Annotated in this window: 20 protein-coding genes; 13 read left to right on the top strand and 7 right to left on the bottom strand. The window is 60.1% G+C overall.

Features of this window, described 5'->3' with window-relative positions:
- Window positions 1-40 precede the first annotated feature (40 nt).
- The 4 genes from CRI94_RS07885 to CRI94_RS07870 all read left to right on the top strand — a co-directional run bounded on the left by CRI94_RS07885 (window position 41) and on the right by CRI94_RS07870 (window position 3160).
- On the top strand, window positions 41-1213 hold the full coding sequence (locus tag CRI94_RS07885) for a coproporphyrinogen-III oxidase family protein (RefSeq protein WP_098075127.1): 1173 nt from the start codon (window positions 41-43) through the stop codon (window positions 1211-1213).
- 304 nt (window positions 1214-1517) lie between these two features.
- A complete protein-coding gene (locus tag CRI94_RS07880; protein WP_098075126.1) occupies window positions 1518-2042 on the top strand; it encodes a GNAT family N-acetyltransferase in 525 nt (174 codons plus the stop codon).
- Entirely contained in the window at window positions 2011-2592 is a 582-nt protein-coding gene (locus tag CRI94_RS07875; RefSeq protein WP_245846118.1) for a DUF192 domain-containing protein, read from the top strand. The genes CRI94_RS07880 and CRI94_RS07875 overlap by 32 nt, the downstream gene beginning before the upstream one ends.
- A gap of 49 nt (window positions 2593-2641) precedes the next feature.
- Entirely contained in the window at window positions 2642-3160 is a 519-nt protein-coding gene (locus CRI94_RS07870) for a DUF192 domain-containing protein (protein ID WP_098075124.1), read from the top strand.
- Between the two features lie 53 nt (window positions 3161-3213).
- On the opposite strand, the gene CRI94_RS07865 is transcribed toward CRI94_RS07870, so the two are convergent.
- A complete protein-coding gene (locus CRI94_RS07865) occupies window positions 3214-3543 on the bottom strand; it encodes a hypothetical protein (RefSeq protein ID WP_098075123.1) in 330 nt (109 codons plus the stop codon).
- Between the two features lie 110 nt (window positions 3544-3653).
- Window positions 3654-3986 (bottom strand): HesB/IscA family protein, encoded by a 333-nt coding sequence (locus CRI94_RS07860; RefSeq protein WP_098075122.1) that lies wholly within the window; start codon window positions 3984-3986, stop codon window positions 3654-3656.
- A gap of 650 nt (window positions 3987-4636) precedes the next feature.
- Here CRI94_RS07860 and sufB point away from each other — a divergent pair.
- From sufB to CRI94_RS07820, 8 genes are all read left to right on the top strand, one after another.
- A complete protein-coding gene (gene sufB, locus CRI94_RS07855; protein WP_098075257.1) occupies window positions 4637-6103 on the top strand; it encodes a Fe-S cluster assembly protein SufB in 1467 nt (488 codons plus the stop codon).
- Window positions 6104-6190: 87 nt separating this feature from the next.
- The gene (gene sufC / locus CRI94_RS07850) at window positions 6191-6961 is read left to right on the top strand and encodes a Fe-S cluster assembly ATPase SufC (protein WP_098075121.1); all 771 of its coding nucleotides are present in this window, start codon (window positions 6191-6193) and stop codon (window positions 6959-6961) included.
- A gap of 54 nt (window positions 6962-7015) precedes the next feature.
- On the top strand, window positions 7016-8362 hold the full coding sequence (gene sufD / locus CRI94_RS07845) for a Fe-S cluster assembly protein SufD (protein ID WP_098075120.1): 1347 nt from the start codon (window positions 7016-7018) through the stop codon (window positions 8360-8362).
- Between the two features lie 147 nt (window positions 8363-8509).
- Entirely contained in the window at window positions 8510-9754 is a 1245-nt protein-coding gene (locus CRI94_RS07840; RefSeq protein ID WP_098075119.1) for a cysteine desulfurase, read from the top strand.
- A gap of 33 nt (window positions 9755-9787) precedes the next feature.
- Window positions 9788-10213, top strand: coding sequence for a SufE family protein (locus CRI94_RS07835; protein WP_098075118.1), 426 nt, complete (start codon window positions 9788-9790; stop codon window positions 10211-10213).
- A 48-nt stretch (window positions 10214-10261) separates the two neighbouring features.
- Window positions 10262-10678, top strand: a complete 417-nt coding sequence (locus CRI94_RS07830) for a DUF59 domain-containing protein (protein ID WP_245846116.1) — start codon at window positions 10262-10264, stop codon at window positions 10676-10678.
- A gap of 116 nt (window positions 10679-10794) precedes the next feature.
- Window positions 10795-13770 (top strand): sigma 54-interacting transcriptional regulator, encoded by a 2976-nt coding sequence (locus tag CRI94_RS07825; protein WP_098075116.1) that lies wholly within the window; start codon window positions 10795-10797, stop codon window positions 13768-13770.
- Between the two features lie 47 nt (window positions 13771-13817).
- The gene (locus CRI94_RS07820) at window positions 13818-14252 is read left to right on the top strand and encodes a VOC family protein (protein ID WP_098075115.1); all 435 of its coding nucleotides are present in this window, start codon (window positions 13818-13820) and stop codon (window positions 14250-14252) included.
- 155 nt (window positions 14253-14407) lie between these two features.
- Here the strand turns inward: CRI94_RS07820 and CRI94_RS07815 are convergent, their stop codons facing one another.
- The 4 genes from CRI94_RS07815 to CRI94_RS07800 all read right to left on the bottom strand — a co-directional run bounded on the left by CRI94_RS07815 (window position 14408) and on the right by CRI94_RS07800 (window position 18765).
- Window positions 14408-15472, bottom strand: a complete 1065-nt coding sequence (locus CRI94_RS07815; protein ID WP_179862203.1) for a TPM domain-containing protein — start codon at window positions 15470-15472, stop codon at window positions 14408-14410.
- A gap of 81 nt (window positions 15473-15553) precedes the next feature.
- Window positions 15554-16258, bottom strand: coding sequence for a TPM domain-containing protein (locus CRI94_RS07810; protein WP_098075113.1), 705 nt, complete (start codon window positions 16256-16258; stop codon window positions 15554-15556).
- Window positions 16259-16852: 594 nt separating this feature from the next.
- Window positions 16853-17377 (bottom strand): hypothetical protein, encoded by a 525-nt coding sequence (locus tag CRI94_RS07805; RefSeq protein WP_098075112.1) that lies wholly within the window; start codon window positions 17375-17377, stop codon window positions 16853-16855.
- A gap of 98 nt (window positions 17378-17475) precedes the next feature.
- Window positions 17476-18765 (bottom strand): zinc-ribbon domain-containing protein, encoded by a 1290-nt coding sequence (locus tag CRI94_RS07800; protein WP_098075111.1) that lies wholly within the window; start codon window positions 18763-18765, stop codon window positions 17476-17478.
- Between the two features lie 299 nt (window positions 18766-19064).
- Between CRI94_RS07800 and CRI94_RS07795 the strand changes: the two genes are divergently transcribed.
- Window positions 19065-22166 (top strand): M1 family metallopeptidase, encoded by a 3102-nt coding sequence (locus CRI94_RS07795; RefSeq protein ID WP_179862202.1) that lies wholly within the window; start codon window positions 19065-19067, stop codon window positions 22164-22166.
- A 97-nt stretch (window positions 22167-22263) separates the two neighbouring features.
- Here CRI94_RS07795 and CRI94_RS07790 read toward each other — a convergent pair whose 3' ends face one another.
- Window positions 22264-22692, bottom strand: coding sequence for a DUF4174 domain-containing protein (locus CRI94_RS07790; RefSeq protein ID WP_179862201.1), 429 nt, complete (start codon window positions 22690-22692; stop codon window positions 22264-22266).
- Between the last annotated feature and the right edge of the window lie 128 nt (window positions 22693-22820).

Below are 22820 nucleotides of genomic sequence, written 5' to 3'. Positions count from 1 at the left end.
TCTCCCCCTGAAACCCGTCGCACGTCGGCGGCTCGCTGCTTTGGCTGGACTGTATTTCCACATCCCCTTCCGTACCGCGCGGCGCTCCTATGACGATTCCTATTACGAAGTCGTCCCAGACGAACAACGGCTCAATGCCCGTCTGACGCAATTCGTCGACGCCCTTTCCACCGAGTTGAAGCTGTACGCGCAGGATTATGCCGAGGACGAACCCGTACGAACGATCCACGCGGGAGGCGGGCGTCCTTCCTTGCTGCGCCTCCGTCACATTCGGTCCCTCCTCAATACGGTCCTCAATGTCTTCGACGCGTCGACGTTCGAGGAGTCAACGGCCGAGATCAACCCGGAAGATGCCACGCGCCCGTACCTCAGCGGACTTCGGAATGTCGGATTCGACCGGCTCAGCATGGGCGTCCTCTCCTTTTACCCGGACGACCTACAACACCTCGGAGCTCCACACTCCCCCGCGGATGCCGTGCGAAGCATTCGAACGGCCTTCAACGTCGGATTCGAGACGTTAGCGATCGATATGGCGTTCGGCTGGCCCGAGCAGTCGATTGAGCGGTGGACGGACAACCTGCAGCAGGCCATCGACATGGGAATTCCGTCCGTGACGCTGCTGGAGTGGCAACCGGATCGCGCATCCGATCCGAACAAAGAGTCAGAGGCGGCCGAAAATGAGAATCGCGTCCGACGAGCACGGATGTTGAAAGTGGCGAACGAACTGCTGGAAGAGGCCGGCTATACACCGTACGAACTGACACATTTCGCACGGCCCGGTCATGAGTCCGCCCATTTGCGCAACATCTACGCGCATGGAAGCTACATTGGCGTTGGGCCATCGGCCGAATCGTTCTGGTGGCCTGGCCGTGACGAAGAACGGAGCGCAACCCGCTGGACGAACATCCGGGATGTCGATCGCTACGTATCGCTACTGGGCAACCGATACCCGCCGATCGCGTATCGCCAAACGGCGGACTGGATCTCTCTTGCCAGGGAATATATCTTCCTTCGGCTGCGGACCCACGAGGGTCTGGATCTGTCGGATCTTCGCGACCGATACGGGTACGATCTGTTGAGCGCCCGCAGTGCTCTGATCGAGAAACTCGTCAAGAACGATCTGATCAACGAGCCAGATACGGGGTGTATTCGTCTCACACGATCCGGCCGTCTTCTAGCCGACGGGATCACCGAACGCCTCATGCCCTCCTGATTGACACCTTTGCCCCTCTTTCTTCGCAGTCGCTTCGGCAGCATTCATGAGAACCTGTTTGGCGAACAGCCGTCGGCCATCCAACGGTACGGACCTGCCGACAGTCGGTCCTCGCAATGCTAGCACGCGATGCCGGCACGCGATGCCGGCACGCGATGCTTGCTCGCGATGCTTGCTCGCGTGCTAGCAACAGCCGGCTTGATCAATCTCTCACACCGTGTCTACCGCGTCCTAGCGATTAGGATCTAGTGATAGACACGAATGGCAACGTTCACTTTTTTACGATGCATCCGCCAAACAGGTTATGACGGCTTCATCCATCCAGATTCGACCCACTCAAGGTGACGAATGGGCCGCCGTGCGCCTTCTCTTCCGCCAATACCTGTCCGAACTCGACTTTGATCTCGACTTTCAGGATGTGGAGCGAGAACTTCAGGACTTACCCGGTCCGTACGCGGCTCCACAAGGGGTCGCGCTTCTCGCGGTAGACGCGCCTGGTGGATCACAGTACGTGAATGACACCGTGACCGAACGGGCGGTCGGAGTGGTTGCACTCAAGCCTCTCGACCCGGAACCGAACGGAGATCGGGTCTGCGAGATGAAACGCCTCTACGTTCGCCCAGAATTCCGCGGACAGGGCCTTGGCTCTCAGCTCGCCGAGGCGATCCTGCGTGAGGCGCGTGAGCGAGGGTACAATATCATGCGCCTCGATACCGTCGCCTCCATGACGGCAGCGCGATCGGTGTACCAGGATCTTGGTTTCGTAGAACGGGAGGCCTATTACCACAACCCGCTCGATGATGTCGTCTATTACGAACGTCGACTCTAACGCACTCCTCACTCGCTTCGCAACCTGCATGACCCCGCGGACCCGTTACCTTCTTCCCCTCCTCCTTCTGACCGGTTCTCTCTTTTTCGTGAGTTGCTCTGATGACACCTCGGACTCAACGTCCCCCTCGGCCTCTGAACCCTCGTTCCGCAAAGACGGAACGCTGACCTTCGTTCAAAGCGATGGAACGCCGGTTCGCACCATCGATGTCGAGATCGCCGAGACGGATGCTGCACGTGCCCGCGGATTGATGCATCGCCGCTCCCTTGGGTATGATCGGGGCATGCTCTTCATCATGGAAGAGACGAGTCGCACGGGCTTCTGGATGAAGAACACACCGCTTCCCCTCGACATCATGTTTCTCGATCCCGATTCGAGCATCATAAATATCGTCGAGAACACCACACCCTTTTCGACGAAAAACATCAAGCCTGAGGCTCCCAAACGATACGTTGTCGAGGTTCGCGCAGGCTTTTCCAACCGGTTCAACATCGAACCCGGCATGACCGTGCAATGGACGCGAACCTCGGATCCATCGCCCGCGTCTTGACTGACTCTACGTCTCCACTCGCGCTGCCCCCGACCCAACCTACCGCCTCATGTCTCGACTACCCTTCCTCCTCGGAATCGCCCTCATCCTCTGGATACCCGTTGCAGGGTGCGGCACAGATTCGGGAAAGGATGCCGACTCCTCGTCGGCTGACGCGACTAATATTCCTTTCGACAAGGAGGGGACTTTGGCCGTGATGACGGAAGGCACGGCGGACACGGTCGTGACGATAGACATTGAGATCGCCGAGTCGGACTCCGCACAGACGCGGGGGATGATGCAGCGCGAATCCTTCCCCGATGAGACTAGCGGCATGCTGTTTCCATTCGCAGACGAACAGCCGCGGTACTTTCATATGTCGAACACGCCCATCGCTCTCGACATCATCTTCATCGACGCGGACTCGACCATCGTCAGCATCTCGAAGTACACGCGCCCGTACTCCGACGAGCTCATCGAATCGGGCGTACCGGCGCAGTACGTCCTCGAAACCCCGGCCGGCTTTTCCGACACGTACGGACTCGTCGCAGGGGACCGCGTGCGATGGACCCGGACGGATGACGCGTGAGTCCAGTAGTCATTGGGCCGGGTGTGGGGAGCAGGCGAGTACGCAGGTTCGACCTAAAAGAGTTGTAGAAGGGCATGGACCGCCTCGGTGAGGCCGACAAACACGGCGACACTGCCCAGGATCACCAGCCACTCATCGACCCGCGTCTGTTTGAGGCCGCGAAGTGCAATCAGGCGTGCGGCGAACGTGAGTGCTCCCGCCGCGCCGACAGCAAGGCCGGCGATTCGCAGCGCGTCCGCGCTCATGGATGCAAACAAAACCCCTGCGATCACGAGACCTGCAGCCATCATTCCGAGGCTCCACCAGAGATCGATCGCGAATACCTCGTACAGCCGCGATTCACGCGATCCCGGCTCTAACTGAACCTCTTCCGTTTCCGCCATCTTCAACGTGTCAACGATTGTTTACACTGCGTTTAAGCTAATGGGCGAGCGGGCCGTTCAACCGCAGCGTACGTATCACGTGCCGGCCCATGGCGTGTAGCCACGTCGTGCTACATGCCGAAGGACTCACCGCAGGCGCAAGAGCGGGTTGCTTGTGGATTCGAGAAGTGAAAACCATCCCCCTGGAGTCCATCGGTGAAGTGTAGTTCAGACCCGTCGAGATAGAGCGCACTCTTTGCGTCGAGGACGACGCGGAGCCCGCCGATCTCTGTAAGTTGGTCTTCGTCCTGCACCGTCGTGTCCCAGCCGAGATCGTATGTAAGCCCGGAGCAACCACCTGGTACGACGGCGATTCGGAGCAGGGTATCATCGAGGTCAACAGACTCCGCGGAGGCGACGGTTCGAAGTTGCGACAGCGCCTCTTGCGTGATAGAAATGTCCATAGTAGCGACTCAAACAGGTTTTGTCACAGATCTTTCGGCGCTGTACCGACCCTAGGTGGTCGACACATCAAAGCGCCGCGTGGGGCCAGTTTAGCCAATTTTAACTGCACAATCTGTACCTATCTACACCTCACAGGTTTCTCTGTCGCGTTCGGCCACGCGTCTGCAGATCAGTCATTCACGCCATAATTCATTCCGGTAAAACGGCAGTGTCTGTCCGCCATCCCGTCCGCGCGTGGACGCACATCCTATCAGCTCACTTTAGCGTCGCAAAATTTGCTTGGCCCGTCGTCCTCCGGCTCCTGCTTCGAGTGACTCTAGAAAACTGCAATGAAGACGTAATGGCTCGATAAATTGCAGGAACGCGGGATCAAGGCCGTGGTTGTAATCGGGCGTTGACACAGAAGCAAAGCGTAAACGGTTGTTTACACACGATGCAACACATGCTCCACCGGAGTTGTGTGCCGCATCGCGTTGGATGGTCGACGCCCACATGTCGACCCTGGACCTAACGCCAGACCAAACAACCCGGCAGGCATGACACGACCTGCTGCGCGGAGCATCATCGCACCCACTGCCTGACCTGCACGATGCGACGCGCCATTGTCGCAGCCGCGAGCACGCACGAATTTCTTAAGGACGAGGATTTTATGAGCCAGTCTGAAACCGAATACCTAGAGGGGGTAGCCAGCCAGGAGTACGAGCACGGCTGGTACACCGAAGTTGAGTCTGGAAAAGCTCCGAAGGGGCTAAACGAAGACATCGTTCGGTACATCTCCGAGCGAAAAGAAGAGCCCGAGTGGCTGCTTGAGTGGCGCCTGAAGGCCTTCCGGTACTTCAAGACGCTGATGGAGGACGAGGACAGCTACCCGGAATGGGCGCACCTCAAGTACGTAAAGCCGGACCTTCAGGACATCAGCTACTTTTCTGCGCCGAAAGACAAGGCCCAGTACGACAGTCTGGATGAAGTACCGGACGAGTTGCTCGAGACGTTCGAGCGTCTCGGTATTCCGCTTCAGGAGCAGAAGCAGCTCACGGGCGTCGCCGTGGATGCCGTGATGGATAGTGTGTCCGTCGCAACCACCTTCAAGGAGAAGCTCAAGGAGAAGGGCGTGCTCTTCATGTCCTTCGGCGAAGCCGCCCGGAAGCATCCCGAAATCGTGCGCGAGCATCTCGGCTCCGTGGTTCCGTACACGGACAACTACTTCGCCGCTCTCAACTCGGCCGTCTTCTCGGATGGCTCATTCGTCTACGTACCGGAGGGCGTACGCTGCCCGATGGAGCTCTCGACCTACTTCCGGATCAACGAGGGAGGCACGGGACAGTTTGAGCGCACGCTGATCGTGGCGGAGAAGGGCTCGTACGTGAGCTACCTCGAGGGCTGCACCGCACCGATGCGGAAGGAGAATCAGCTCCACGCGGCCTGCGTCGAGCTCGTCGCACATGAGGATGCCGAGATCAAGTACTCGACGATCCAGAACTGGTACCCGGGCAACCCGGAGACCGGTGAAGGCGGCGTCTACAACCTGGTGACGAAGCGCGGCATCTGCAAAGGCGATCGCGCGAAGATCAGCTGGACGCAGCTCGAAACCGGCTCGGCGGTCACGCAGAAGTACCCGTCGGTTATTCTCAAGGGAGATGACTCCGTCGGCGAATTCTACTCCGTGGCCTTCACGAAGGGGCACCAGCAGGCCGACACGGGGACGAAGATGGTCCACCTCGGCAAGAACACGAAGTCGACGATTATCTCGAAAGGGATCTCGGCCGGCAAGGCGCAGAACAGCTACCGCGGCCTCGTTAAGATCGGCAAGAACGCGGAGAACGCCCGCAACTTCTCCCAGTGCGACTCGCTCCTGATCGGCGATCAGTGCGGAGCGCACACGTTCCCGTACATCGAGATCGGCAACCCGTCGGCGCAAGTCGAGCACGAGGCGACGACATCGAAGGTCGGCGAGGACCAGATGTTCTACTGCCATCAGCGCGGCCTCGGCGAAGAAGAGGCGCTGAAGCTGATCGTGAACGGCTTCTGCAAAGAAATCCTTGCTGAGCTCCCGATGGAATTTGCCGTCGAGGCGAAAGAACTGCTCGCGATCGAGCTCGAAGGCTCGGTTGGATAACCCTGCCTCGGACGCGCCCGACCCAAACGGGCGCGTCCGACCCCTGCACCCATATCGAATCTGAACACCTGTAGACCGACACCACACATGGCACTCCTCGAAGTCAAGAACCTCCACGTCAGCGTCGAAGATGAAGACGTTGAGATCCTCAAAGGCGTGAACCTCACGCTCGACACCGGCGAAGTCCACGCCATCATGGGGCCGAACGGCTCCGGCAAAAGCACGCTCGCATCCGTCCTGGCCGGTCGCGAAGAATACGAAGTCACGGAAGGAGAAATCCTCTACGACGGCGAAGACCTGCTCGAACTCGAGCCGGAAGAGCGCGCCGAAAAAGGCGTCTTTCTCGCCTTTCAGTACCCCGTTGAGTTGCCGGGCGTCAGCATGACCAACTTCCTTCGTGAAGCGGTCAACGCTGTCCGCGAAGCACGGGGTGAAGAAGAACTTGGCGCCGGCGACTTCCTGAAGCTCGTCCGCGAGCGCGCCAAGCTCGTCGACCTGAGCGCTGACCTTACGAAGCGCGCGGTCAACGAAGGCTTCTCCGGCGGTGAGAAGAAGCGCAACGAAATTTTCCAGCTCGCCATGCTGGAGCCGCGCCTCGCCATTCTCGATGAGACGGACTCGGGCCTCGATATTGACGCGCTGCGCCAGGTCTCAGAGGGCGTCAACAAGCTACGTAGCGACGACCGAGGCTTCCTCGTCATCACGCACTACCAGCGCCTCCTCGACTACATCGTGCCGGATCACGTGCACGTGATGGTCGATGGTCGCATCGTGCGGTCCGGCGACAAAGAGCTGGCGAAGGAGCTGGAAGACAAAGGCTACGAGTGGATCCGTGAGGAGGCAACGGCCGCCGCGTAACCCGGGAACCGTTCCCCATCCTCCGTCTGCTTCAACTGAAAATCCACCGTGACTATGCCTACAACTCTTGACACAAGCGCCCCGGCCAAGGACCGCTTTCTCTCGGCTTTCGAGATGAGCAGTGGCCAGGCGCTGAATGGAAAAAACGCCTCGATTTCGAGCCACCGCGAGGCGGCCATCGAGCGGTTTGCCGAACTGGGCGTTCCAACCAACAAGCTGGAAGCCTGGAAGTACACTGACATCTCGAAAATCGTCGACCGGGAGTACACGCTCCCGCTGTCGATGAATGTCCCGGACGTCGACCCGTCTGACCTGAACGACGTGCTCATCGACGACCTCGATGCGCACCGGATCGTGCTCGTCAACGGCCGCGTCCACGAGGGCCTTTCGGATATCGGCACCCTGCCCGACGGCGTCGTAGTATCGAGCCTCGCCGATGCGGGCGCCAACCACCCGGACATTGTCGAAGCGCATTACGGCGAATACGCCGACTTCGAAGACGAAGCGTTAACCGCGCTCAACACCGCCTTTGTGCAGGATGGCCTGTTCGTCTATGTGCCAAGCGGGACGATTGTCGAGAAGCCAATCTACGCCGTCCACCTGACGGTCGCAGACGATGACGTGATGATCCAGCCACGCCACTTATTCGTGGTGGAAGATGGCGGAATCGCGACCATCATCGAGATGCAGCACACCCTCACCGACGCCCGCGTGTTCACGAACACAGTGCGCGAAGCATACGTCGGTGCCCGCGGCAACCTGGACCACTACATCGGCCAGGTCGAAAGCGATGCGTCGTCGCAGGTCCAGACGACCGCCGCGTACCACGAGGACAACAGTGTGTTCTCGACAAACACGATTACGCTCTCTGGCGAGGTCGTCCGCAACAACCTCACCATCACCCCGGATGGCGAGTTCTGCGAGTCGAACCTGTACGGGCTGTACCTCGGCAAAGACAGCATGCACGTCGACAATCAGACGCTCGTCGATCACGTGCACGCCGACTGCGTGAGCAACGAGCTCTACAAGAACGTCCTCAACGATGCATCGAAGGGCGTCTTCAACGGCAAAGTGTTCGTCCGCCCAGACTCGCAGCGGATCAACGCCTACCAGTCGAACAAGAGCATCGTGCTCTCGAACGAGGCGAACATGTACACGAAGCCGGAGCTGGAGATTTATGCGGATGACGTGCAGTGCTCGCACGGTGCGACCTCCGGCCAGCTCGACGAGGAAGGCATCTTTTACCTTCGCTCGCGCGGCCTCTCGGAGAAGCGCGCGCGCATCCTGATGCTGCAGGCGTTCGCGCAGGACATTGTCGATGAGATTCGTGTCGACGCCCTCCGTGAGCACATGACGGAGCGCGTACAGGAGCGCTTCGCCAGCTACTTCGATCGCAGCTAACCCTAGCTCCGATCGATCGCATGAGCCTGACCCGGTCTTCTGCACCGAAACCGGATCGGCTGCAATGGGCGGGGTCTGTGGCGTATTCCGGCACGGCTCCGCCCGCATGCATATCGCTTTCCCCTCTCCCATTCTCCGTCTGTAGCCATGCCGACCACCGCCTCCAAGACCCGTACGTTCGACGTGGAGCAGGTCCGGCGCGACTTCCCGGCACTGCACCAGGATGTGTATGACGACACCCCGCTCGTCTACCTCGACAACGCGGCGACGTCGCAGAAGCCTCAGGTTGTAATCGACCGGCTGAGCACGTACTACGAGCAGGAAAATAGCAACGTGCATCGCGGTGTACACCGGCTCAGCCAGAACGCGACCGATGCGTACGAGGATGCGCGCGAGGCCATTCGGGACTACATCAACGCCCCGACGGACGAGCAGGTGATCTTCACGCGGGGAACGACGGAGTCGATCAACCTCGTCGCCAACACCTTTGGGAAGCGACTCAAAGCTGGCGACGAAGTGGTGATCACAGAAATGGAGCACCACGCCAACATCGTTCCGTGGCAAATGCTTCGAAACGATATTGGCATCGAACTGAGGGTGGTGCCGATATCCGATGAGGGTGTACTGAACCTGGACGCCCTCCGAAATGCTCTGACGGAGAAAACGAAGCTCGTCTCCGTCGTCCACATTTCCAACGCGCTCGGCACCATTAACCCTGTGAAAGAGATCGTGGATCTCGCCCACGAGCGCGATATTCCTGTCCTGGTGGACGGGGCGCAGTCCGTCCCGCATGGTCCCGTGGACGTCCAGGACATCGGCGCCGACTTCTTCTGCTTCTCCGGCCACAAGATGTGCGGCCCGACGGGAATCGGCGTGCTGTACGGACGCCATGACATGTTGACCTCCCTCCCACCGTATCACGGAGGCGGAGACATGATCGACGAGGTCTCGTTCGAGAAAACCACATATGCCGATCTTCCGCACAAACTGGAAGCCGGCACACCGAATATCGCGGACGCGATTGGACTGGCTTCAGCGGCCCGGTATATCTCGGACCTTGACACCGACGGGATGACCCGTCACGAGCACGACCTGCTGGACTACGCGACCGAGCAGGTGTCCATGATCCCCGGGCTCAGCATTGTCGGAACGGCGCCGGAGAAGGCATCCGTCGTCTCGATGGCATTCGACGATCTCCACCCGTACGACGTGGGGACGATCCTCGACCGCCTCGGCGTTGCCGTTCGAACCGGACACCATTGCACGCAACCGCTCATGAAGCGTCTCGGCCTCCCGGGCACGCTGCGTGCTTCCTTCGCCTTCTACAACACGCGCGACGACGTGGATGCGCTTGCCGAAGCTCTTGATACAGCAGCCACGATGTTGCGCTAACCACGTGTTTTCTCTCGCTCTCTCATTCCCGCCATGCCCACCACTGCTGTCGATGACCGCGCCCAGGAGATTGTAGATGAGTTCGCGTTCTTCCCCGACTGGATGAGCCGGTATCAATACCTCATCGAGATGGGCGACGAGATTCCTCTGATCGATGAGGCGTACAAAACGGACGAGTACCGGATTCACGGCTGCCAGTCGAAGGTCTGGATCCGCACCGACTACGACGAGAGCCAGAACGTCCTCACGTTTAAAGGCGACTCGAACGCGAAAATTACGAAAGGGCTCGCTGCGCTGATCATCCGCGTGCTCGATAAGCAGCCCCCGGCCGTGGTCGAGAACGCGACGTTCGACTTTCTCGACGAGATCGGCATGCGTGAGCACCTGTCGTCGCAGCGAAACAACGGCCTCGCAGCCATGATCGAGCAAATGAAAACGCGCGCCTCGCGCTATTCCTAACGCCTCGCTGCGCGCCCCCTGATCTGATCCTAGAACCACTCTCCTGCTATGTCTAACATGGTCCCGCCCGACACCAGCGACGAAGCGCCCGACCGCTCCGACGAAAATCGCGAGCTCGAGCGTCCGGAGATCATCCCAGCCCACATACAGCCGGAGCCCGAAAGCGACCTCAAGCGCCGCATTGTGGAGAACGTCAAGGAGATCTACGATCCTGAGATTCCAGTCAACGTCTATGATCTCGGCCTCGTCTTCAACATCGATGTACACGAGGACAATCATGTCGACGTGCTAATGACACTCACGGCACCCAACTGCCCCGCTGCAGGCATTCTGCCCGGCCAAGTCGAGGATGCCGTACGCATGACAGAGGGCGTCGAAAGCGTCTATCTGGAACTCACGTTCGACCCGCCTTTCACTCCCGACATGATGTCTGAGGAAGCACAGCTGGAGCTTGGGTTTATGTAAACCCGTCGTCAGCTTCTCGCTTCTGATTACCGATTGATTCTCGATGGCTGTACCTCCCCCACGGGTATGGCGCTCGACGTTCTCACAAACTGTCCGTTTCCACGCTCACTGCTCTCATGCGCTACGCCCAGACCATTGCTATGGCGGTCGACCTGCTTGCCGACGGGCGAGCAGAGGACGTAGCCCGTATGCTGGAGCCATTGCTGGAACCGTTAGACGATGCGGCGGAGGCGGATGACGGAATCGTTCGTCTTCACTGCCTCGCTGCGTGCATCGACATCGCTCATGTCGGCCGTCCGGAGAGAGCGATGAAGCGACTGGAGGCCTTTGAACGCGCCGACAACCGTGAGGCATATAGCATGACCGCGCGGGCTGATCTAGCTCTCTGGCTCGGCTGGGCTCACATCTTCCGGGACACCACGCCGGATGAGGAAGCACGAGCACTCTCGCTCCTAGACGAAGCCCTTTCGCTGTATACACAGCACCACAACGTCCGCGGACGCTGCTGGGCCCGGCTAGGACAGGCGCGTGCATACTTTGCGCTCGACGAATACAACCTGATGCGCCGGGCGCTCGACGAGGCGGCGTCTCTACTGGAGAAGGCAAACGATACGCTCGCCGCCCGGTGGCTCCACGATCTGCGCGTTCCCGCCCTTCGCTTTGAGGGGCGGTATGACGACGCCCGTCATCACCTCGACCAGCTCGCTGACATCGGAGAAGAACAGGGCAATCGACGCATTCAGGGACATGCCGCCGCCCAGCGCGCGGCTCTCGCATATGACCTCGGCGCGCACCCGGAGCACGTCATCGAACGTGCTGAACAGGCTCAACGCCTCTTGTCGAGCCCGTCGGCGGTCTCGAGGTACCCCCTTCTCGCGGCCTACCATGCCCATGTCGGAGCGCTCTTGCGATCGCAGCGACTCTCCGACGCAGAACGTGTGATTGACCGCGCCAGCACGTTCGCCGCGGAGTACCCGGTGGGCCGAGCACACCTGCAAACCCTGCGTGCACGCATTGCTTTGCGACGGAACGATACGGAGGCAGCAGAGGAATTCCTGCAGAGCCTATTCGAACAGGCTCATCAGCTTCCACATGGGCTCCACCGTTCTCACGTCGCTCTCCTCCGCGCCGAGCTCTTGACTCGCGACGGTCAGCACGAAGACGCGGATGCGTGGGTGCAACGCGCACTCCGAAATGCACGCGAGACGGGGCACCGTGGCCACCAGTTGCGAAGCCTCTGCACACGTGCAACCCTCCTTGTCCACTGCGATCGGCCAGAGGAGGCCCGCAGCGTAATGGAGTCGACATCTGCCTACAGCGATTACGACACCGTTCTACCGTACGTCGTCCTCCGCGCCTCGGCAGAAGGGGACGTTGCACGCGCCCTCGGTCAGTTTAGCGATGCCCGCGTTGCATACAGCGTCGCGCGCTCGGCGGCCTCCGTCATCGAAGACGATGCAGCGACCGACGATCTCTCGAACCGGCTGAAGCAGTTTGAGTCCGCGTCGTCTGAACTCAGCGGCTCCCCACCCAACGAGGCTAGCGGACTCGTCCCACCCTACGTCGCTTCAGCCGACGACGATACCAGCGGTTCGTTCGAGGAAGTGATCGGTGCCCTCCTCTCCCATGCCTCTCGGTCCGTCCCGCTCGTGGCCGAGACGTGGATTCAGACCGTAAAGCCGCTCTTCCCCTCGACCTGGATCGGTATCTACCGGCGCACGGCGTCCGGCCGACTCGAACGGCTGCATGCGACCGGGTCGGACCCCGATGCTCTGCCGGGTCCGGCAGCCGTCGCCGGTCAGGAGCGGACAAGCCCTGATATCGAACAGTCGGATGCTCGTACGAACGGACACGCCGAGGACATCATGTGGCTGCCGCTCGTCGGGGCTACACCTACTCAGTGTTTCTTCGGGATTCGGTCGAGCGGTCCAGATGACCCGGATGGAGATGCGCTCCAACGCATCCGTCCGTGGCTGCCCGTCCTCGGCCTGGCCCTTGAGCGTGCGCAGCAGCATCAGGTACGCGCACGACGCAACGCGCTCCAGGGGTCATCGACACGCATTCCCGTGGACGGCTTTGTGGCCGAGAGCCCAGCCATGCAGGCGGTCGCGCAGCAACTCCGCCGCATCGAAGCCAGCCACAGCCCAGTGCTCGTAACAGGCGAACGCGGTGCCGGCATGCTCCACGTGGCCAGAGCTGTTCACGCGACAAGCGAACGGGCGGGCGAACCGTGTACCGTTGTTCGGTGCTCGAACATGCAGCGGGCCCCCCTTGACGCGCAGCTCTTCGGCGCTATGCGCGGCGACACACTTGAGCCCGGCGCATTCCAGGCGGCAGACGGAGGAACGGTTATTTTGCACGACGTGGACAGCCTCCCGGAGTCCGTACAGGATCAATTGATCGAGGCGATTGAAACGGGCGATGTCGTTCCGAAAGGAGCGACGACGCCAACCCCGGTCGATGTACGCGTGGTTGCGACCTCCTCCACCAATCTCCGGACCGCAATCCGCGACGGCCAATTCCGGGAAGACCTGTACTTGCACCTTAACGTCATTCCCATTCGCGTTCCGCCGCTGCGGGATCGTCGCGAGGACATTCCGCTCCTTGTGCGCTACTACGTTGATGAGCTACGACCCGACGGTACGCCGCCCGTCTCGATCACGAGCCAGGCGATCAACACTCTCATTCAGTACGATTGGCCTGGCAACATGCGCCAACTGCGCAACGAAATCGAGCGGACGCTTCTGCTGGTGCATTCCGAGCCCGCGCCCCTCATTGATGACGATCTCCTTGCCAAACCCATCCGGGACGCAGCAGACGAGGCGTCGGTTTCGCAGCCCACACCGGCATCTGAATCGCGCGGTGACGGACATCTACCCTCAATCGAAACCGTCCTTCAACCGGACACCTCATTGAGCGATGTGCTGGCTGCCACGGAGTCTGCAGTCATCAAGCGAGTGCTCGCCACGTGCGATGGTCAGATCACCGCGTCCGCCGATGTGCTCGGCCTGACCCGTCAGGGCCTCTACAAGAAAATGAAGCGTCTCAACATCGACGCTGCCGCTTTTCAACCTTCCACCGCTTCGGCCTGACATTCGTCACGGCCAGCGTTCTCTATCGAAGTTCTCCTTCGTTGATCATGAAAGCTTCCGATCGTCCATCAGCTTCAGAAAATGGGCGCCAGGCGTCCGAACCGTTCCGCCTGCACCTGGACCATGCTTCCATCATGACGACCGACCTCGACGAGGCCGTCTCGTTCTATGTGGATTTGCTGGGATTGGACTGCCGCGTCGTCGAGGATGACCCCATCCGCGAGGGACGGCGCCGTGCGATGCTGGCGGATGAGCACGGGCACGACATCGTCGAGTTGATCGAGATGACGGAGATGAAACACCCTTCGGTACCCGGACGCGGGGGCATCCACCATCTCGGCTTTTCTCTGGAAAAGCGGGAGTGGCATGCGCTACGCTCTCGCCTCGACGCAGCGGGCTATCCGTACCAGGAAATGAAAAAGCGGCTTTTCGTCCGAGATGCAGATGGACTGGTCTTAGAAATTGAGCACGCGATGCATTGATACCGCCGCTTACCGCGGTGTAACAGACGATGCAATCGGACGAAGCATGCCCCGATTGCGTTGCTCAAACAGGAAACGGCTGACGGCCGCAGGGGGCGTCCCATCTGCGATCGTCAGCCGTTTTGTTGTTGAATGTGACGCCTCCCTCACGTGTCCTACCAGCTCCCGCTAGCTCCGCCCCCACCGAACGATCCGCCGCCGCCACTGAAGCCACCGACCGACGAGCTAAACCCACCGCCGCCGGAGCTGAAGCCGCCGCTGCTGAAGCCTCCACCAGACGACGTAACCACGGTAGACTTCGTCCACATGCTCGCCGGAAGATGGAGCCACCCGACTTTGAGATCGCGCTTGATCGTTTCTCCCTCCTGAAACTTGTCGCGCATCTCCTGCACGTCGTCGCTGCGCAGAATCAGGACCAGGTGCCAGATGAAGGCGATGAGGGCGACCGGCACACCGATGAGCGGAAAGAGGAAAGCGAACACCGATTCGCCGAAGAGAACCAGACCCAGCCCGCTAAAGAAGGCAACGGTACCGACCAGCGGAATGAAGCCAAGAAATAGGATGCCGATAAGCATACAACCCAAACCGTTTTTTGCAGTCCCCGTCAGGAGAAGATAAGCGGGTAGAACTCCGAAGACGGCGCCGAGGATGAGTGCGAACAGTCCACCGACCCGTGGAGGAACCCCGTCCGAGGTCGTCTCCGGCGGCTCGTATGTGCCCTCAATGGATTGAACGACAGCGGTTACACCTGCACGAACGCCCGTGTCGAAGTCGCCATCCCGGAAGCGTGGGCGCATTTCGTGACGAATGATTCGATCGGCCGTCGCATCAGGTAGCTGACCCTCGAGGCCAAATCCGACCTCAATGCGCATTCTGCGCTCCTGCTTGGCCACCGTGATCAGCACGCCGTTGTCGAAGTCGCTGGTGCCAAGTTGCCATGCACGTGCAACGGCCAGACTGTAGTCCTCGATCGCGTATCCGTCCAGGCTCTCCACCGTGAGAACGGCTACCTGATTACCCGTCGAGTCCTCAAGTTGCTTGAGCTGACGTGTAATAACCTGCTCCGTCGTGGGCGCGAGCATATCGGCGCTATCTACGACGCGACCCGTGAGCTCCGGAATGGACTCTTCGGGAACGGACTGCGCAGCAACGCTTGATGTCCCCGCAACGAACAGCAGCGCGAAGAGTAGCGCGAAATGACGGAGAGAGACGAAACGCATAGGGAGAGAGAGGCGAGACATGGAGTAATCGTAAGTGCGTCTTCGACAGGACGACGAGGTAGAACCGCGTGCTTCCACCGTTCAGGAGGCGGCGTCGTCGGGATCTTCCTCGGACTCATGCGACGGCCCGAATCCGGGCGTCCGAACGGAGTCGCTGAGTTCATTTTCATCATCCGGCCGAATATCGACGCCGCGGCGCTCGAGCAATTTGCCGCACATGCCGATCGCATCGACGAGCCCTGCGGTTAGATTCCGGTTCTCGATTCCTCTCCGAATGCGATGAACGATATCAATCCATTCATCGTCACTTACTTTTGCATTGATTCCCGTGTCACCGAGAACTTCGATCCGGTGCTCGTGAAGGGAAACAAAGAGTAGAATCCCCGTCCGATCTCGCGTTGAAAACACCTCTTCCTCGACGAACGCCTGCATGGCGGCCCGATGAACGGTCAAGTCGAGCACGTCGCCTCCCGCAAGTAGGCGCTCGACCGAGGGAACATATCCACCAAGCAGTGCCCCGAGAACGCCACCGAGGAGCGCTATCGTCGCAACGCCCCACGGCGTGAAGAGCCATCCGAGTCCCCACCCCTGGTAAAACTGCACGATGAGAAGCGCCACGGTGATTGCCAAAAGTGCTACCGCCGACGCGCCGCGCCAGATAGCGATCTCATACGTATCACTTCGCGGCACAACGTAGGGCACGATTTCTCCGGCCGTGCGAGACTCAGCCTCCGCGACAGCTTCTGCGATCTGATCGCGATCGAGATTTTTAATCAGGGTCTTCATGAATCCGGTCGATTCGTAAGACGAAAACGAAGGGGGCGTCGGCGCAATATAGAAAAGATCCGAACGGTTGCGTACCCGATCGGATCTTGGACGATATTTGGATATGCTTCTGTGTCGTACATACGCGGGATTTCAGCTCGATTCAGGACAGGAATCCCCGCATTATGGCCTCTTCACCGCCTCCAAACGGCAATCGGCAACTTTTTGCACTTTCAATGAACCTGAGGTTCGGTGACTACCTACCGGTCACTTTCATTAGAGCGTGGGTCATTTCAGCATTCCCCGGTGCACCTGCTCCGAAATGCATCGGAGTATGTGGGTACGGAAGTGTGAGAGTGCGTTATGTTCGACGATCATATTGAATCCAAACGATCGTGACCCCGACATTGTCATTTGGATTTGGTATAACGCCTCGCTTTCGAGACGCGTGTACATGCGAGGTCCGTTTGTCGATGACATACGGAGACATTCCGGTTTGAAATCAAAACGGACCGGTAGCTAGCGTCGGTGATTCAGCAACTGCCTGACGTGCTTCCTTTTCCCTAGAAGGACGCACCACACGTTCCGACTGCTGGATGGATGTCGGAGGGGTCACTAGGGCTTATCTGGAGACACAGACACCCAGTTGCGCCGCGACGGGTCGCCCACAATCGGTTCGGTGTACGACAGGAAAGACGTGATCGGGCGCGTCTGAACGGTTCGATATTCCCCTTTCGCGTCACTGACTCGTCGCTGGGTCTCGATGGTTCGGTCGGCCTCGTCGCGGTGACGATATAGCACCTGGTGCGTCTCCCATGAATGGGCAGCTCGCAACGCAGCAGACGTGATGCCCGACGCCGTAACGAACGTGAGCAGAACGCCCAGAATAGCCGACGCGATGAGACCGCGTCGCCATTGACCGAACACCGCGCTACGTGCCGCTACTAGGACGAGCGGGACGCAAGGAAGGCCCAGCGCCAAGCCATACGCCAGAAGGCGGACGCGGGGCGAAACGATTTCCACCGGCGTCCAGGTCACGACCACCAGGGTCTTCGCAGCGACGATCCAGAGAGCGGCCCCGAGCCAGAAAAGACGGGACGAAAGCGATACCTCACGGGAGACGTCGGTATGATCGGGCATACGTTTGTACAGCGGCCTCGCGTGCTAGCCGTAGCGTTGCGCAGCAAAATCCGCATTCGAGTGTGTCGACACGTTCTCGACGAAACGAGAGGCGTCTATCATCCGGTCGGTGCCACCGAGGGGGCCTCCGACGGCGACGCACCACCATTCGCGCTCATCTCCTCCTTTACGAGCTGGATCGCCCGCTCGGCCTGCTGGTACTGCGGCGACTCTTCTCCAGTCAGATCCTGAACGGCTTCGAACTGCTCGATGGCCTCGGAATACCGCCCGATCCACAGAAGGGCGATCCCTTTGTTGAAACGCGCAGGCACAAACGTGGAATCCTGTTCCAGCACGCGGTTTAGCTCTTCCACCCCGCGCATTGGGTTGTTGGACCGAAGGAGCACTGTGGCCATATCCGTGCGCACATCGTGGTTCTCCGGCTGCTGTTCGAGCACCTTCTCATACGATGAGATGGCGCGGCGACCGATGGGGGCAATTGCAGGGTTTTGACCATTGGATTCCTGGCCAACATACTCCATCCAGTTGTAGAACAGATCGCCCGACCGACGCCAGTCCTCTGCGTTTCCTGTCTCTTCTGCCATCTCTTCCTGTAGACGTGCGGCCCGCCCGAAGGCATCCGAGCCGACGTACAAGTTCACGAGCTGCTCCTGAATCGTGCGTCGCACCTGGCCGTCGACGTTCGACAATTGCTGCTCGAGGGAATCGGCCTGTTGCTCCACGGGATCAGAAAGATCGACACCGTTTTCGTCAACAAGCGTGTTCAGGTCGGGCGCGTTCATCGGCGCCGGCGTACCCGTTGCTGGCGTGCCATTCGCAGGGGCGGCGGACGTCTCCGACGTCTGGGTCGCCGGCTCGTCGTCCCCCCATTGCTGGTTCTGACTCCAGAGCGTCACGAAGAACAATGCGATGAGAACCAGAACAGCCACTCCGATGGTGAGGAGGAGCTGCTGTGACATCAACTGGTGTTCGTCTTCCTCCCCTTCATCATTCTCACTCGCGCCCTCCGGCTCTCCCTGTGGCAGGCGAGGGTCGACCCGACGCGTTCCCTCCGGCACCGCTTCGAGCTTCGCACCGCACTGACTGCAGAAATTTGCATCGGCCGGGTTCGACGAGCCGCATGCGTTGCAATACACCATATCCGGATCTTCCGGTGAGCCGTCCGCCGGTCCTCTCCCCCCGTTTTGCCCCTCTGGCGAAGACGCCGCCTCGCCTGTAATGTCTGCCGAGTCGGAATCGGTCTCCGTCGCGCCGACGTCAGATGTCGAATCGTCCTGGTCCTCAGGTTGGCTCTCAGAGGCAATGCTGGAACCACAGAGATCGCAGCGGTCGGCACCCTCAGGAATGCGAGCACCGCAGGACGGGCAAGAACGGGAAGAGGCAGCCATGTCAGGCGACGGGGATGAAGAGGGAAATACAGGGGCTGTAGTGCCTGAGGGAAAACGTCACGACGAATTCCTTGATTCACTGTTGCGGGGAATTCGAAAAGCATCCCTCATCGCGGGTGTCTTTCCGGGCTGCGCAATGCCCAGCGCCGTGCAACATGCCGAGTCGACAAGCGAGACCGTTTCTTTGCGAGATGGTCGGATAGACCAAGCGACCGAAACAATCCACGCCGTACGGAGAAAGACTTCGATGTCATTTGAACACATCATTCCGGTGCCCTCCCATCCAGGCCTCTCTACTCATGATTCGCCGTTTTGCCGGTGTGCTCGCCGGCGCCCTCCTCGCCCTCTCGTGGATGACCTCGCCCGGTCCCGCCCATGCTCAGGCCTCGCAACCCTGGCAACAGCGCGTGGACTACGAGATGGACATCACGCTCCTCGCAGACCGACATCAGCTTCGCGGGACGCAACGACTGACGTACACCAACAACTCGCCGGATACCCTTCGGACGGTGTACTACCATCTGTACTTCAACGCCTTCCACCCGAACTCGATGATGGCCGAGCGGAACCGCCATCTTCCGGATCCAGACGGACGCATCGTGCCACGCATCTTCAACTTGGACGCAGACACGCGAGGCTATCATCGGATCCTATCGCTGGCACAGGATGGGCGCTCGGTCGACTACACCATTCGCGAAACCGTCGTTCGCGTCGATCTCGCGGAGCCGATTCCCCCAAACTCCTCGTCGACCTTCGAAATGGAGTTCGAGTCGCAGGTGCCGAAGCAGACGCGCCGGAGTGGCTGGATGAATGACGAGGGCATCGAGTTTTCGATGAGCCAGTGGTACCCGAAGATGGCCGAATACGACGAGCGAGGCTGGCACCCGGACCCCTACGTCGGTCGAGAGTTCTACGCGCCGTATGGCACCTTCGACGTCAACATCACTGCCCCATCGGAGTACACGCTGGGCTCGACCGGCGTCCTTCAGAATCCATCCGAGGTCGGTCACGGCTACGATCAGGACGAAGGACTGTGGCGTCCGGGCGACCTGCAGACGAGCACCGACTCGCTCACGTGGCGGTTTTCCGCGGAGGATGTGCATGATTTCGCCTGGGCGGCTGACCCGGACTACATCCACGAGACGTTCTCCGATGCCGCCGGCACGCGCTATCACCTTCTCTACCAGCCGGATGTCGAAGATCGGTGGAAGCCGATGAAGCAGTGGGTCCCAGACATTATCAACTTCTTTAGCGAACAGTACGGCGACTATCCGTACCCCCAGTTTACCGTGGCTCAGGCCGGCGACGGTGGAATGGAATACCCGATGATCAACTTTCTCACTGGAAAACGAAGCCCAGCCTCTCTCCTTGGTGTCACAGCGCACGAGGCCGCACACGAATGGTTTTACAGCGCCCTGGGCACGAACGAAGCCGACTACGCCTGGATGGACGAAGGTTTCACCAGCTACGCTACGACGGAGGCTGTCGCACACGTAAACGGGCGTACGAATCCAGCCCATACGGGAGCGTTCCTGAGCGTTCTGTTCGCGAAGGATGTCGGCTTGCTCGAACGGTTCAACACGCCGGCTGATTGGTTTCAGACGAACCTCGGATACGGCGTCTCCGCATACCCCGGCGGCGAGATGATCGTTGAAATGATGAGCTACGTGATCGGTGAAAAGAATCGAGACCAGTGGCTCAAAGAGTATTTCCGACGCCGCTCCGGTCAGCATCCAGATCCCTTCGACGTGGAGAAGTTCGCGGAGGACGTGAGTGGACTCCGGCTCGACTGGTACTTCGAGCAGTTCACAAACACGACGCGTCCCCTCGACTACGGGATCGAGTCGATGGACCAAAACCGGACGGCTGAGGGCTACGAGGTCACGATTTCCCTGAAGCGGCATGCGCCCGTTGCGATGCCCCAGGACATCCGACTATCGCTCGCGGATGGCAGCACGCAATGGATCAACATTCCCCTCGTCGTGATGCACGGCCACAAGCCGGTGCCAGACGACTGGGTTGTGGCTGAACCCTGGCCGTGGACCTATCCTGAGTATGAGGTCACGGTGACCGTTCCCGCCAAGGCAGAGCGAGCCGTGCTCGACCCGAACCTTCTAACACCCGATCAGAACCGACTCAACAACACGTCGAGCATCCCCGTCGATCGGCGCTTCCTGCACCCGCCGCAGCAGAACTGGGATGCCTACAGCGTCGGATGGCGCCCGATGGGAACGTACAGCTATCTGTTCGGCGGCGGTGTCGGACTGCAGTCGCGCGGGGCCTACCTGTTCGACTCCTACCGCACGGAGTACAGCCTGACGCTTTACCCACAGGTGATCGCGAGCAACGGATCGGAACCTGTGGAGCTCACTTCCGCAGATAGCGGCACGTGGCTCAGCGGCATCGACTATGAGCTGTCGTACGAGACGCCGACGCGCGCACTCGGCCCACGAGCCACCACGCTGTTCCGCTCAGAGAAGAAACTCGGACTCATCGAATCGGAGGTTCGGGTGGAAAAACCTCTTGCGTCATACCTCGCCGACCGGTCGAAAACGCTCCGGTTCGGTCTCCTTCACCAGTACAACCGAAGCGACCGGGTCTTCGGCGCGCGTGACGGCCTCGCCACAGGCGGTGCGACGGCCAATCCGTTTCAGCAGGAGCACACGCTTTCGGCCCGAATGGACTACCGCGTGGCAGAAGGCGAGAATCATGTGCACCTGATGGTCGAGGCCGGCAGTTCGCTGCGGTCCACCGCTCCTTCGGGTGCCGCAACTCGCGCCATGCTGGAGGCCCGGCGTGCTCGATCTTTCGGTCCCTTCACCGCACAGGCTGACCTGCAGCTCGGAATTGGGACGCGTAGCCTCGTCGGATTCAAGCAATTCCAGCTCGGCGGACGCTCGGTGGAAGCGCAGTGGCAGAACGACGCGTACCGGACCGCCGCGGCTGCGCTCGAAAACCCCGTAGATGATGCGCACCTCGTCGGGTTCGGTCCCGCCGGCCCCGTCGGGTATCTTCGCGGATTCACGGGAAGCGGAACTGGCCAGGTTGGCGGAACGCGTCTCGTCGCCGGGCGCCTCTCTCTTCGCGCCCGACCGCTTGCCTCGTCGGGCATCGGACTGCTCAAACCTCTCGGGGTCGAAGCATTCTCCGGAATCGGACAGGCCTGGAACGACGGCGCCTTCCTCGCCGGATTCACCGCGACCGACCTCGTGGCTGATGCCGGCTTCGGCGTTCGCTACAACGTGGCGGATGTTGGCGCCCTCCGTCGGTGGACACAGCAGTCCGACGTCCTGCAAGACCTCAGCTTTGTTGCCCGGTTCCCCCTCTACGTGAGCGATCCAGACCTCATCGGCGATCAGGATGAACTAGCCGGACGCTGGCTGATCGGAATTGAGCTGTAATGTCTCGATCGACATCCCGCACCATACGAACGCCCGCTACGGAGCACGCGAATGCTTCCGTAGCGGGCGTTTTTTGTGGCCTCTAGCCGACGCGAGGTTATTGATGTCCACGATTCTCTTTTCGCATTTCGGCCCGCCGCATCGGCATGGCGTCAATGGTAGCAAACAGGTCGTCCGTTGCAAGCGGCTCTGGATGGCGTTTCTTTTCCGTGCCATCAAGCCCAACGAGGATCACGACAAACGCATCAGTTGGCACGCCGAAACGCTCACGAAGTCCCCGCGCCGACGTCTCGGAGATCGGTTGCCCCTCCGCATCTGGCTGCCTGTAGAACCGACCGCTTCCGGTTCCGACCAGACGGTAGATGCGAAGTTTTCTCTCCTCGAACCCGTTCCGCTCCGCACTCCACATCGCCATCTGTTCGGCAAGCGCCGGATGGTCCTCTGTTGGCGCAAACACGAGCACGAGTCGATGCGTCCATTCGTGCTCCGCGAGGTCGACCGCGAGGGAGTCGGTTGGTGGGGCCATGGCCAGACAGGGAATGGGCAATAGGAAACTGGCCAACACAACGTACCGGACAATTCTCGACCTGGATGTCATGACGTAAAGCTGACCCGTGATGGAAAATCAGACGCGTAGAGTACGCACAGGTACCA

The organism is Longibacter salinarum (genome assembly GCF_002554795.1).
Classification (GTDB): domain Bacteria; phylum Bacteroidota; class Rhodothermia; order Rhodothermales; family Salinibacteraceae; genus Longibacter; species Longibacter salinarum.
Note: the sequence above shows the minus strand (reverse complement) of the source record. Positions and strands in the feature narration are given on the sequence as shown.

Coding starts and splice junctions, on each gene's coding strand:
- CRI94_RS07880 (WP_098075126.1), top strand. CDS start 1,518: ATGACGGCTTCATCCATCCAGATTCGACCCACTCAAGGTGACGAATGG.
- CRI94_RS07875 (WP_245846118.1), top strand. CDS start 2,011: ATGATGTCGTCTATTACGAACGTCGACTCTAACGCACTCCTCACTCGC.
- CRI94_RS07870 (WP_098075124.1), top strand. CDS start 2,642: ATGTCTCGACTACCCTTCCTCCTCGGAATCGCCCTCATCCTCTGGATA.
- CRI94_RS07865 (WP_098075123.1), bottom strand. CDS start 3,543: ATGGCGGAAACGGAAGAGGTTCAGTTAGAGCCGGGATCGCGTGAATCG.
- CRI94_RS07860 (WP_098075122.1), bottom strand. CDS start 3,986: ATGGACATTTCTATCACGCAAGAGGCGCTGTCGCAACTTCGAACCGTC.
- sufB (WP_098075257.1), top strand. CDS start 4,637: ATGAGCCAGTCTGAAACCGAATACCTAGAGGGGGTAGCCAGCCAGGAG.
- sufC (WP_098075121.1), top strand. CDS start 6,191: ATGGCACTCCTCGAAGTCAAGAACCTCCACGTCAGCGTCGAAGATGAA.
- sufD (WP_098075120.1), top strand. CDS start 7,016: ATGCCTACAACTCTTGACACAAGCGCCCCGGCCAAGGACCGCTTTCTC.
- CRI94_RS07840 (WP_098075119.1), top strand. CDS start 8,510: ATGCCGACCACCGCCTCCAAGACCCGTACGTTCGACGTGGAGCAGGTC.
- CRI94_RS07835 (WP_098075118.1), top strand. CDS start 9,788: ATGCCCACCACTGCTGTCGATGACCGCGCCCAGGAGATTGTAGATGAG.
- CRI94_RS07830 (WP_245846116.1), top strand. CDS start 10,262: ATGTCTAACATGGTCCCGCCCGACACCAGCGACGAAGCGCCCGACCGC.
- CRI94_RS07825 (WP_098075116.1), top strand. CDS start 10,795: ATGCGCTACGCCCAGACCATTGCTATGGCGGTCGACCTGCTTGCCGAC.
- CRI94_RS07820 (WP_098075115.1), top strand. CDS start 13,818: ATGAAAGCTTCCGATCGTCCATCAGCTTCAGAAAATGGGCGCCAGGCG.
- CRI94_RS07815 (WP_179862203.1), bottom strand. CDS start 15,472: ATGCGTTTCGTCTCTCTCCGTCATTTCGCGCTACTCTTCGCGCTGCTG.
- CRI94_RS07810 (WP_098075113.1), bottom strand. CDS start 16,258: ATGAAGACCCTGATTAAAAATCTCGATCGCGATCAGATCGCAGAAGCT.
- CRI94_RS07805 (WP_098075112.1), bottom strand. CDS start 17,377: ATGCCCGATCATACCGACGTCTCCCGTGAGGTATCGCTTTCGTCCCGT.
- CRI94_RS07800 (WP_098075111.1), bottom strand. CDS start 18,765: ATGGCTGCCTCTTCCCGTTCTTGCCCGTCCTGCGGTGCTCGCATTCCT.
- CRI94_RS07795 (WP_179862202.1), top strand. CDS start 19,065: ATGATTCGCCGTTTTGCCGGTGTGCTCGCCGGCGCCCTCCTCGCCCTC.
- CRI94_RS07790 (WP_179862201.1), bottom strand. CDS start 22,692: ATGGCCCCACCAACCGACTCCCTCGCGGTCGACCTCGCGGAGCACGAA.